The sequence below is a fragment of the Caulobacter sp. AP07 genome (genome assembly GCF_000281955.1).
Classification (GTDB): domain Bacteria; phylum Pseudomonadota; class Alphaproteobacteria; order Caulobacterales; family Caulobacteraceae; genus Caulobacter.
Map to the genome: position 1 here is coordinate 1 of NZ_AKKF01000198.1, position 11,046 is coordinate 11,046.

Here is an 11,046-nt window from a genome sequence, read left to right on the forward strand (position 1 = left end):
GGCTCGCGCCGCCGCCGCCGCGCCGGTCTCGACGCCGGCCGAGCTCGTGCTGGCCAGGACCCGCCGCAACGAAGGCTCGCCCGCCGCGCGGCTCAAGACCCTATCCTATCTGGACAACGTGCTGGCCCGGGCCGAGGCGCTGGCGGCCGGCGCCGACGAGGCGGTGATGCTCAACAATCGCGGCGAACTGGCCTGCGCCTCGGCGGCCAACCTGTTCTGGATCGCCGGCGACCGGCTGTTCACCCCCGCCCTGAGCTGCGGCGTGCTGAACGGCATCGTTCGGGCGCGGGTGCTGGCCAAGGCCGCCGCCCTGGGCGCCCCGACCGCGGTGGTCGCGACGGACGCGCGGGCCCTGGAGGGCGCCCAGGCGGCGTTCCTGACCAACAGCCTGATCGGCGTCCGGCCCGTCGCCAGCTTCGAAGGCCGCGCCTTCGCGCCGCATGACCTGGTCGAGCGCCTGCGCGCCGCGCTCTAGGAGGCGTGGACAGTTAGCTGACCCAGGCCCATGGGTGCTTCTTCAACTCAAAAATTCCGTCATCACCCGCTTTATGCGGGTGACCCAAGCGGCGCTGACATGGTGTCGGATTCGGCTTGGGTCCCCCCAACAAGTCGGGGGATGACGACCGTGGGTGGGCATGGGCGCCGGGCCGTCAGTGAACCCGCAGAACCTTGTCCGACAGTCGCGGCCGCAGATAGTAGGTGCGCTTGAACGTGATGGCCTTGGGCGACACCAGCTTGATCGGCGACTCGTAGTTGTAGCTGGCCCTGCTCATGATCACGCTGTGGCTGGCCGGAAGCACGCTGACGGGGATGTCCAGCACCGCGCCGATCGCGGGGCAGTCGGCCGGCGCGTTGGATTTGTCCGACCAGTCGACGGTGTCCTTGCCCGAGGCGTCGGAGACGATGCTGACGATGCACATGTGCAGGTCCGTGGTGGGAAACGGCGCCATCAACAGCTGGCCCGCCGCGAAGACGTCGGAGCTCTGGGCGTCGGACAGCTGGGTGGAGCGCGCCACCACGTCGCCGATCGACGAGGCCAGGTGGCTGAGACGGCGCTGGGCGATCATCGCTTCGGTCAGTTCCGCCATGCCGCAATAGAACAGCAGCAACACGGGCGCGATCAGGGCGAACTCCACCGCCGAGACGCCGCGGCGATCACGCCACAGGGTCGCCAGGGCGCGGCGTGGACGAAATTCAGGTGTCATCGGGGCACTTGACCTCGGGAACGGGCTCGGTGTCGTAGGGTTCGTTGCGGAACAGGGCGGCGAACGTGATCTCGCGATTGCCATCGGCGCCGGCCACCGCGCCCTGCAGCAGGGGCGTGATGATCGGCCATTTGTAGTAGCCGCGCACCAGGATGATCGAGTTGGCGCCGCCCGGGTTCCAGCAGGCGCCGCCGGCGGGGGGACGCTTCAACGCAGTGGCGCCGGTGAACGCGGGCAGGACGCGGACGTCGAGGGTGATCGCCGCTTCGCAGGAAGTCGCCGGCACGGGCATCTGGGCGCACACCGCGGTCTTGAACGCGCTGGCGTCCTGCTTGAATTCGCCGGTGCGGATCTGGCGGTCGAGGTTCATCAGCGCGTTCTCCAGCGTGATCGACACCAGGAACACCAGGCCGAGCTCGAGGATCGCGAAGATCAGTCCGAAGAAGGGTATGGCGACGAAGGCGAACTCGACCGCGGTCGCGCCGTCCTCGGCGCGCGCGAACCGGCGCATCAGGCCGGATCTGGCCGGCGAACGGTTCGGTCGGGATTGATCGGCCATGCCGGAGGGGTCCGCGTCAGCGCCTCGTGGAGGAGGAGGCCACGCAGTCTAGCGACAGCGTTCCTAATTACAGGTTTAGACCCCTGACATTCAGGGCCGCGCGCGAGACCTATTTGCTGGGGTCGGCGGCGACGGGCGCCGCGCCGCCCAGCTGGGCGCAGCGGTCGCCGCAGGCATAGGTCGAGCTCGTCACGCCGCGCTGCACGATGACCGCCTGGTCGGGGATGTCCGAGACGACGATCTGGCGGTCGGCCAGCGGCCGGCCGCCGGCGTCGAACGCCAGGACCGTGGTCGTGCCGACCTTCTTGCCCATGACGATCAGGGTGCGGTCGTTGACGAGGCTGACATCGGCCACGGTCGGGTCGCCGACCACGATGTCGCGCACGGGCGCCGAAAGCGAGATGCGCGTGGCCTGGCCGGCGCTGACGGACAGCGACGCGGCCGGGATCTGGGCGGCGACGGCGGTGACGCCGAGGCTCAGGCAGGCGCAGAAGGCGAGGGTCAGGCGGCGCATGATCATTCTTTCCAGGCTCGATGCCGACCTCAGAATGACTCGGAATGGTCAATAAAGACCTAAGAGCATAGATCTTGTAGTCTTCCCGACAATTCAGAAACCGTTGCCCCATAAGGGGTTTTACGACTCCAAGACGTGGTACAGTTAAGAGTTGATAATAGTAAATTTATGTAAACCAACAAAAAAATCCGCGAAACCATCCGACATTTACTGGCCATTAAGCGAGGTGGGCGAAATTGATCGTGTTTTCGGGGGTAAGCAAGTCGACACGGCTTGAGAGCCCAAAGCCAATTGCCGACTAGGAGATCTACCATGTCGAAGTTCGTCACCCGCTTCCTGAACAATGAATCCGGCGCCACGGCCATCGAGTACGGCCTGATCGTCGCCCTGATCGCCGTCGTGATCGCCACCATCGTCAGCACGCTGGGCGGTCACCTGAAGGACGCGTTCGACAAGGCCGACAAGGCCGTCACCGGCGCGTCTGCGGCTCCGTAAGCCGTCTACGCTCGAAAAAGAGGGCCTCGGCAGCAGTGCCGGGGCCTTTTTTTTCCCCTCGCCCAAGGAACCTCAACCATGTCGAAGTTCGTCACTCGCTTCCTGGACAATGAGTCCGGCGCCACGGCCATCGAGTACGGCCTGATCGCCACGATGATCGCCGCCGTCGTCGCCGGCGTCGTCGGCCTGATCGGCGGCCACGTGAAAGACGCGTTCCAAAAAGGCGACGACATCTTCACGGCCAAGTAGGCCGCCTCCCGGCTCCAGCCAGGTCGCCGGAGCCTTCGATTTCGATTTCGATCCGCGAGGCGAGAGTTTCGCCGCGCGGGAAACCATTGCTTCATGCGATCGGCCCAGACTGGCGCCGATTGAACAGGCAAGGCCGTCATGCAGATCATTCAGTTCGCCCTGCTGCTCGTCTTCCCCGCGCTGGTGGTCATCGCCGCGCTGAAGGACGTCACCAGCTTCACGATCCCCAACTGGATCTCCCTGGCCCTGATCGTCGCCTTCGTCCCGGCGGCGCTGCTCAGCGGCGCCTCGCTGGCCGCCATCGGCCTGTGCCTGGCCATCGGAGTCGGCGCGCTGCTGGTCGGCATGGGCATGTTCGCCGCCAACTGGATCGGCGGCGGCGACGCCAAGCTGTTCGCGGCGGCGGCCCTGTGGCTGGGTTGGCCCGCGGCCTTCTCCTTCATGCTGGCGACCGGACTGGCCGGCGGCGCCCTGACCCTGGGCCTCCTCAGCCTGCGTTCGGGCTGGTTCGCGCCCATCGTGGCCGGCGGCCCGGCCTGGGTGCGCAAGCTGGGCGCCGAGGGCGGCGACATCCCCTACGGCGTGGCCATCGCGGTCGGCGCCCTGGCGACCTTCCCGCAAGGCGCCCTGGCCGTGGCCATCGGCGCCTGAAACTCGACCCGCGTCAGCCTGTCGCGGCTCCAAATCGCCGATACCAAGCGCCGCCTTTAGTCGCTGTTAACCATGGCCGCGCGAGCATGCGACCTGGCCAGAAAGGCCATCCGACGATTCGTGCGTGATCGCTTGAAGGCGGCTCGCCCCGACCTGCCTCCCCGTCGATAGAGCCCGACCGCATGAACCCTCTTCGCGTCATGATCGTCCTGATCGCCGCTGTTTCGGCCATCGGCCTGGCCGTGGTCATGCAGAAGGCGATGGGCGGCAAGGCGCCGCCCGCGGCGGTCGTCCAGGCGCCGGTCGCCACCGACAAACCCATGACCCAGGTGCTGGTCGCCAAGCGCGACCTGGTGATCGGCGAACGCCTGACCGCCGCCGACGTGACCTGGCAGGCCTGGCCATCCGACGCCATCAACGCCGCCTTCATCACCAACGGCGCCGCCGCGCCCGCCCCGACCAAGACCGCCGCCAAGGCCGCCAAGGCGGTCGGCGACGTGGCCGACGGGATGATCGGCGGCGTCACCCCCGAAAAGGCCATCGAGGGCGCGATCGTCCGCGACCCGATCCTGGCCGGCGAGCCCATCACCTCCCGCAAGATCGTCCGCGGCGGCGAAGGCGGCTACCTGTCGGTGGTCCTGTCGCCCGGCAAGCGCGCCATGGCCGTGCCGGTCACCTCCGAGACCGCGGTCGGCGGCTTCGTCCTGCCCGGCGACCGCGTCGACGTCCTCCAGACCCACGAGGGGCCGAGCGGTGGCGAAGGCGAAGGCGCGGCGGCCAAGACGGTCGTCGCCGACACCATCCTGCAGAACGTGCGGGTCCTGGCCCTCGACCAGAGCACGACGGCCGAGAAGGACGCCAAGACCATCGTCGCGGCCACGGCCACGCTCGAGGTCGGGCCGATCGAGGCCGAGGCCCTGGCCCGCGCCAAGGCCGCCGGCCCGGTCACCCTGATCCTGCGCGCCTACACCGACCTGGGCGGCCCGTCCGGCCTGGGCGTCCGTTCCCAAGAGTCCAACGTCGTCCGCGTCAATCGCGGCGGCCAGACCTCCAGCATCGCGGTCCGCCCATGATCCGCCGGCTCCTTTCCGCCTCGCTCGCCGCCGCCCTGGCGCTGGCACAAGCGACCGCCGTCCTGGCCGACGGACCGGCCGGTGGCACCCATACCTATCGGCCGGCCCGCGTCGCGCCGCGCGCCACCCTGACGCCGGCGATGGCCCCGCCCGCCGAACAGGTGCTGCGCGTCGACCTCACCGCCGGCCCCGGCAGCCAGAACCTGAACCTGCCGAAGGGCAAGTCGGCGATCATCGAACTGCCCGTCGACGTCCGCGACATGCTGGTGACCAACCCGCAGGTGGCCGACGCCGTGCTGCGCAGCCCGCGCCGCATCTATGTGCTGGGCGTGGGCCAGGGTTCGACCGACGCGGTGTTCTTCGACGCCGCCGGCCGCAAGATCCTGACCCTGGCCATCCGCGTCGACCAGGATTCCGGCCAGCTGGAAGACACCCTGCGCCGCGTGCTGCCCAACGCCAACATCCAGGTCCAGCCGATCCGCGACAGCGTCATCCTGACCGGCCTGGTCGCCAACGCCGGCGAATCCACCATGGCCTCGCAGATCGCCGCCCAGTTCGTGGGCAAGCCCGAGAACGTCCTGAACATGCTGGCCATCGCCGGCAAGGACCAGGTGATGCTCAAGGTCCGCATCGTCGAGGTGCAGCGCAACATCATCAAGCAGCTGGGCGTCGACTCCAACGCCGTGCTCGGCCAGCTGGGCGAGACCCAGTACAAGTTCGGTCTCAGCCCCACCTACGCGGTGAACGGCGGCCTGCTGGGCGGCGGCATCGGCGGCTGGCTGCGCGACACCACCAAGCAGCCGCAGATGGTGGTGCCCTGCGCCGCCGGCGTCAGCGGCAGCTGCTACCAGGTCGTCCACTCGACGGTCTTCGACACCGTCGACGCCAACGGCAATCCGATCAAGGTGATCAACGGCAACACCGCCACGGTCAAGGACACCGCCGGCAGCCCGGGCCTGAACCAGGGCAAGGGCATGATCCAGGCGTTCGAGCGCGTGGGCCTGGTGCGCACCCTGGCCGAACCCAACCTGACCGTGGTGTCGGGCGAGGCCGGCAAGTTCCTGGTCGGCGGCGAGTTCCCGGTGCCGACGGGACAGGACTCCACCGGCAAGGTGAGCATCGAATTCAAGCCCTACGGCGTCGGCCTGGGCTATACGCCGATCGTGCTGTCGGGCGGCCGCATCTCGCTGAAGCTGTCGACCGAGGTTTCCGAACTGAGCAGCCTGGGGGCCTTCACCCTGGCTTCCACCACCGGCGGGGCCTCGCTGACGGTGCCGGGCCTGACCGTGCGGCGGGCGGAAACCACGGTCGAACTGCCCTCGGGCGGTTCGCTGATGATCGCCGGCCTGCTTCAGCAACAGACCAAGCAGAACATCGACGCCCTGCCGGGCATGACCAACCTGCCGATCCTGGGTTCGCTGTTCCGCTCGCGCGACTATCTGAACGGCGAGACCGAGCTGGTGGTGATCATCACCCCCTACATCGTCGACCCCACCCGACCCCAGGACCTGCAGACCCCGGCCGACGGCCTGCAGACGGCGAGCGACATGAGCACGGCCCTGCTGGGCCGCCTCAACAAGGTGGTCAAGGCGCCGACCGGCGCGAACGCCGGGCGCGCCTACCAGGGCCCCGTCGGCTATGTGATCGAGTGAGAACGCGGACATGACGCGACCCCATCTTCATCGGCTTACGCCTTCGACCTTCGCGAAACTGGCCGCGACGGGCCTGGCCCTGGCGCTGCTGACGGCGTGCGCCTCGACGGGCGAACAGGCGCAGACGGCCGCCGCGCCGCGTACCGACACCGAACTGTGGGTCGACCGCGTCAAGGTCGACGCCCATCCGGACGAGCTGCTGCTGGCGCCGCACGCCGAGGGCCTGTCGCCCGCCCAGGATCAGGCGCTCGACGGCTTCCTGAGGCGCTGGCTCGAGGCCGAGGCGCGCGAGATCCTGATCAGCGCCCCCGTGGGCGGTCCCAATTCGGACGTCCCCGGCCGCATGGCCTTCGCCGCCCGCACGCGCCTGGTCGGCATGGGCGCCCCCGCGACCGCGGTGCGGATCGTCGGCTATGACGCCGGCGGCGCGCCGAACGCGCCGCTGAAGGTCGGCTTCCTGCGCTATCGGGCCTCGATCCCCCAATGCGGCGGATGGGAGAACGTCACCGCGACCCGGGACAACAAGCCCTACGAGAACTATGGCTGCGCCGTCACGGCCAACATGGCCGCCCAGATCGCCAATCCCGAGGACCTGCTGGGTCCGCGCGACAGCACCCCGGCCGACGCCGGCCGCCGCGACACGGTGATGGGCAAGTACCGCAAGGGCGAGGTCACGGCTTCGGCCAAGGACGAGCAGGCCACCGGCGCCGTCTCGAAGGCGGTCAACTGATGACCACGCGCACCGACCACGATCCCTTCGACCTCGGCTTCGACGCCGACGACGAGTTCGCCGCGCCCGGCGCCGATCCGTGGCGCGCCGCGCCGGCGCCCGCGACCCGGCTGGACGACCCGTTCGCCGACTTCCCGCCCGCCCGCCCGGGCGACGGCGGCGCCGCGCCGTTCATCGACCTGCCGCCGCCCGCGCCGCCCTATGCGCCGAAGGTCCAGGCCGCCGCCACCCCCACGCCGGGCGCGCCGAGCGCGCCGACCCTGACGGTCGAGCCTGTCGCGCCGTCGCCGCCCCCGACTCCGGCCCCCAGCGCCTACAGCCCGACGCCCGAGATCATCGCCGCCGGCGACGACATGGGCGAGGCCGCCGTGCCGCGCATCACCATCCACGCCTTCTGCGCGCGCCCGGAGACCGCCGGCCTGGTGGACGCCGCCTCGGCCGACCGCCGGATGGTCCGCGCCTCGACCAGCGTCCAGCCGGGCGGGCTGGAAGCCGCCGTCGCCTACTACCAGAACCAGTCGACCCCCTCGCTGGTGCTGGTCGAAAGCCTGGACCCGGCGCCGCGCATGCTGGCCCTGCTGGACGGCCTGGCCCAGGTCTGCGACCCGGGCACCAAGGTGGTGGTCATCGGCCAGACCAACGACATCGCCCTCTACCGCGAGCTGATGCGGCGCGGCGTCAGCGAGTACATCACCCAGCCGCAGGGCCCGCTGCAGATCATCCGCGCGGTGTCCAACCTCTATGCCGACCCCTCCGCGCCGTTCGTCGGCCGGCAGATCGCCTTCGTCGGCGCCAAGGGCGGCGTCGGCTCCTCGACCCTGGCCCACAACTTCGCCTGGTCGATGGCCGAGCGCATCCAGGCCGCCACGGTGATGGTCGACCTCGACCTGCCGTTCGGCACCGCCGGCCTCGACTTCAACCAGGACCCGCTGCAGGGCGTGCTCGACGCCCTGACCCAGCCCGACCGGCTGGACCCGGTGCTGATGGACCGGATGATGGTCCGCTGCGGCGACCGCCTGTCGCTGTTCGCCGCGCCCGGCACGCTGGACCAGGACTACGAGATCCCGGCCGACGCCTTCGAGGAGGTCACCCAGAAGATCCGCGGCGCGGCGCCCTTCGTGGTGCTGGACCTGCCGCACAGCTGGAGCGCCTGGACCCGCCGGGTGCTGATCGGCAGCGACGACCTGGTGGTGGTCGCCACGCCGGACCTGGCCTCTTTGCGCAACGCCAAGAACATCATCGACCTGGTCCGCCAGGCCCGTCCCAACGACGCCCCGCCCCGCCTGGTGATCAACCAGGTCGGCGTCCCCGGCCGGCCCGAGATCCCGGTCAAGGACTTCGGCGAGGCCCTGGGCCTGACCCCGTCCCTGGTGCTGCCCTTCGACCCCAAGCCTTTCGGCCAGGCGGCCAACAATGGCCAGATGGTCGCCGAGGTGGCGCCCAAGTCGAAGGCCGCCGAGGGCATCGACCACCTGGCGCGGCTGATCAGCCGCCGCGAGCCGCCGGCCGCCCAGAAGGCCTCGGTGCTCTCCGGCCTGTTCAGGAAGAAGTAGGGGCATGTTCGGCAAGCGCGACCAGGCCGCCGTTCGGGAAGACCACGCGCCGCCGCCGGCCTCCAGCGGCGCGCCGGCCATCGCCACGCGCCCCCAGCGCGTCGAGCCGATCGTCATCGAGGAACGCGCCGCGACGCCGGTCGCCGCGCCCGCCCCGGCCCCGGCCAAGGCGGCCGGTCCCAAGGCCACCAACGGCCTGGAGCAGCTGCGCGCCGCCCAGGGCGCGCCGCCGACCACCCACGTGGTCCGCGAGCAAAGCGACTACTACCACGCCACCAAGACCACGATTTTCAACGCCCTGCTCAACACCATCGACCTCAGCCAGCTGGCCCAGCTGGACCTGAAGGCGGCGGCCGAGGAGATCCGCGACATCGTCGCCGAGCTGGTGGCGATCAAGAACGTCTCGATGTCGGTCTCCGAACAGGAGCACCTGGTCCAGGACATCATCAACGACGTCCTCGGCTATGGCCCGCTGGAGCCCCTGCTGGCCCGCGACGACATCGCCGACATCATGGTCAACGGCGCCCACCGGGTGTTCATCGAAGTCGGCGGCAAGGTGCAGCTGACCAATGTCCGCTTCCGCGACAATCTGCAGCTGATGAACATCTGCCAGCGGATCGTCAGCCAGGTCGGCCGCCGGGTCGACGAAAGCTCGCCCATCTGCGACGCCCGCCTGCCCGACGGCAGCCGCGTCAACGTCATCGCCCCGCCCTTGGCGCTGGACGGTCCCACCCTGACCATCCGGAAGTTCAAGAAGGACAAGCTGACGATGAAGAACCTGGTCGACTACATGTCGATCAGTCCGGAAGGGGCGCGGGTCCTGGGCGTCATCGGCGCCTGCCGCTGCAATGTCGTCATCTCCGGCGGCACCGGCTCGGGCAAGACCACCCTGCTCAACACCATGACCGCCTTCATCGACCCGACCGAACGGGTGGTGACCTGCGAGGACGCCGCCGAGCTGCAGCTGCAGCAGCCGCACGTGGTGCGCCTGGAAACCCGGCCGCCCAACCTGGAAGGCCAGGGCGCGGTGACCATGCGCGACCTGGTCAAGAACTGCCTGCGGATGCGTCCCGAACGGATCATCGTCGGCGAAGTCCGCGGTCCGGAGGCCTTCGACCTGCTGCAGGCCATGAACACCGGCCACGACGGCTCGATGGGCACCCTGCACGCCAACAGCCCGCGCGAGGCGATCAGCCGGATCGAGAGCATGATCACCATGGGCGGCTACGGCCTGCCCTCCAAGACCATCAAGGAGATGATCGTCGGCTCGGTCGACGTCGTCATCCAGGCCGCCCGCCTGCGCGACGGCTCGCGCCGCATCACCCACATCACCGAGGTCGTCGGCCTGGAAGGCGACGTGATCGTCACCCAGGACCTGTTCGTCTACGAGATCAGCGGCGAGGATTCCGACGGCAAGGTGATCGGCAAGCACCGCTCGACCGGCATCGGCCGCCCCCGCTTCTGGGACCGCGCCCGCTATTACGGCCTCGAGCGCGAGCTGGCCGAAGCCCTCGACGCGGCGGAGTAGGCGCGGATGCTCTTCATCATCGCGGGCGTTCTCGGCTTCATCACCGTCGCGGGCCTGGGCTTCGTGTTCGCCGGCGGCGACGGCGGCTCGACCAAGACCGTCAAGCGCGCCCAGCTGATCGCCGGCGGCGATCGCCAGGCGGTGGCGGCCCGCGCCAAGGCCAACGCCAACACCCCCGACGTCCGCCGCAAGCAGATCCTCAAGACGCTCAAGGAGCAGGATCAGCAGAAGAAGAAGGCGTCCCTGACCATCGCCGCCCGCCTGCGCGCCGCGGGCCTGGGCGACAACACCCGGATGTTCTGGATCGTCAGCGGCGGGATCGGCCTGGCCGTCGGCCTGCTGTTGCTGGTCCTGCGCCAGATGCCGCTGATCGCGCTGGGCGCGGCGTTCGCCGCCGGCGTCGGCCTGCCGCGCTGGGTGGTCGGCATGCTGGCCACGGCCCGCACCAAGAAGTTCACCAGCGCCTTTTCCGACGCCATCGACATCATCGTGCGCGGCATCAAGTCGGGCCTGCCGGTCCATGACTGCCTGAAGATCATCGGCAAGGAATGCCCCGAGCCCCTGGCCGGCGAGTTCCGGATGCTGACCGAGAACGTCGGCATGGGCATGTCGATGGAGCAGGCCCTGGAGCGGATGTACGAGCGCATGCCGACCAACGAGCTGCGCTTCTTCACCATCGTCCTGTCGATCCAGTCCAAGACCGGCGGCAACCTGGCCGAGGCCCTGGGCAACCTCTCGACGGTGCTGCGGGCCCGCAAGCTGATGGCCGAGAAGATCAAGGCGCTGTCGGCCGAAGCGGTGGCCTCGGCCGTCATCATCGGCAGCCTGCCGCCCGCC

General features: G+C 69.5%; 13 protein-coding genes. 10 read left to right on the forward strand and 3 right to left on the reverse strand.

Annotated elements, in window-relative coordinates:
* On the forward strand, positions 1-475 hold a 475-nt coding region (locus PMI01_RS17400; protein WP_007671809.1), incomplete at its 5' end, for an aminotransferase class IV.
* 175 nt (positions 476-650) lie between these two features.
* On the opposite strand, the gene PMI01_RS17405 is transcribed toward PMI01_RS17400, so the two are convergent.
* From PMI01_RS17405 to PMI01_RS17415, 3 genes are all read right to left on the reverse strand, one after another.
* Entirely contained in the window at positions 651-1,205 is a 555-nt protein-coding gene (locus tag PMI01_RS17405) for a TadE/TadG family type IV pilus assembly protein (protein ID WP_007671811.1), read from the reverse strand.
* Complete coding sequence (locus PMI01_RS17410; protein ID WP_007671813.1) at positions 1,195-1,764, reverse strand: TadE/TadG family type IV pilus assembly protein; 570 nt, start codon at positions 1,762-1,764, stop codon at positions 1,195-1,197. Before PMI01_RS17410 ends, PMI01_RS17405 begins: the two co-directional genes overlap by 11 nt.
* A 109-nt stretch (positions 1,765-1,873) precedes the next feature.
* Positions 1,874-2,278, reverse strand: a complete 405-nt coding sequence (locus tag PMI01_RS17415) for a pilus assembly protein N-terminal domain-containing protein (protein WP_035036927.1) — start codon at positions 2,276-2,278, stop codon at positions 1,874-1,876.
* A gap of 312 nt (positions 2,279-2,590) precedes the next feature.
* Here PMI01_RS17415 and PMI01_RS17420 point away from each other — a divergent pair, with 312 nt between their 5' ends.
* The 9 genes from PMI01_RS17420 to PMI01_RS17460 form a co-directional block, all read left to right on the forward strand.
* The gene (locus PMI01_RS17420; protein WP_007671818.1) at positions 2,591-2,773 is read left to right on the forward strand and encodes a Flp family type IVb pilin; all 183 of its coding nucleotides are present in this window, start codon (positions 2,591-2,593) and stop codon (positions 2,771-2,773) included.
* A gap of 78 nt (positions 2,774-2,851) precedes the next feature.
* Entirely contained in the window at positions 2,852-3,022 is a 171-nt protein-coding gene (locus PMI01_RS17425) for a Flp family type IVb pilin (protein ID WP_007671821.1), read from the forward strand.
* Positions 3,023-3,160: 138 nt separating this feature from the next.
* Positions 3,161-3,673: an A24 family peptidase gene (locus PMI01_RS17430; protein ID WP_007671822.1), complete on the forward strand. Its 513-nt coding sequence runs from the start codon at positions 3,161-3,163 to the stop codon at positions 3,671-3,673.
* 182 nt (positions 3,674-3,855) lie between these two features.
* Positions 3,856-4,746 (forward strand): Flp pilus assembly protein CpaB, encoded by an 891-nt coding sequence (cpaB, locus tag PMI01_RS17435; protein WP_007671823.1) that lies wholly within the window; start codon positions 3,856-3,858, stop codon positions 4,744-4,746.
* On the forward strand, positions 4,743-6,398 hold the full coding sequence (locus tag PMI01_RS17440) for a type II and III secretion system protein family protein (protein ID WP_007671824.1): 1,656 nt from the start codon (positions 4,743-4,745) through the stop codon (positions 6,396-6,398). Before cpaB ends, PMI01_RS17440 begins: the two co-directional genes overlap by 4 nt.
* A gap of 10 nt (positions 6,399-6,408) precedes the next feature.
* The gene (locus tag PMI01_RS17445; protein WP_007671825.1) at positions 6,409-7,128 is read left to right on the forward strand and encodes a CpaD family pilus assembly protein; all 720 of its coding nucleotides are present in this window, start codon (positions 6,409-6,411) and stop codon (positions 7,126-7,128) included.
* Positions 7,128-8,681: an AAA family ATPase gene (locus tag PMI01_RS17450; protein ID WP_007671826.1), complete on the forward strand. Its 1,554-nt coding sequence runs from the start codon at positions 7,128-7,130 to the stop codon at positions 8,679-8,681. The genes PMI01_RS17445 and PMI01_RS17450 overlap by 1 nt, the downstream gene beginning before the upstream one ends.
* A 4-nt stretch (positions 8,682-8,685) precedes the next feature.
* Positions 8,686-10,209 carry a CpaF family protein gene (locus tag PMI01_RS17455; protein WP_007671827.1) on the forward strand — a complete coding sequence of 508 codons (1,524 nt, stop codon included), beginning with the start codon at positions 8,686-8,688 and terminating at the stop codon, positions 10,207-10,209.
* Between the two features lie 6 nt (positions 10,210-10,215).
* Positions 10,216-11,046, forward strand: an 831-nt coding sequence (locus tag PMI01_RS17460; RefSeq protein ID WP_007671828.1) for a type II secretion system F family protein, incomplete at its 3' end; no start/stop codon positions are given.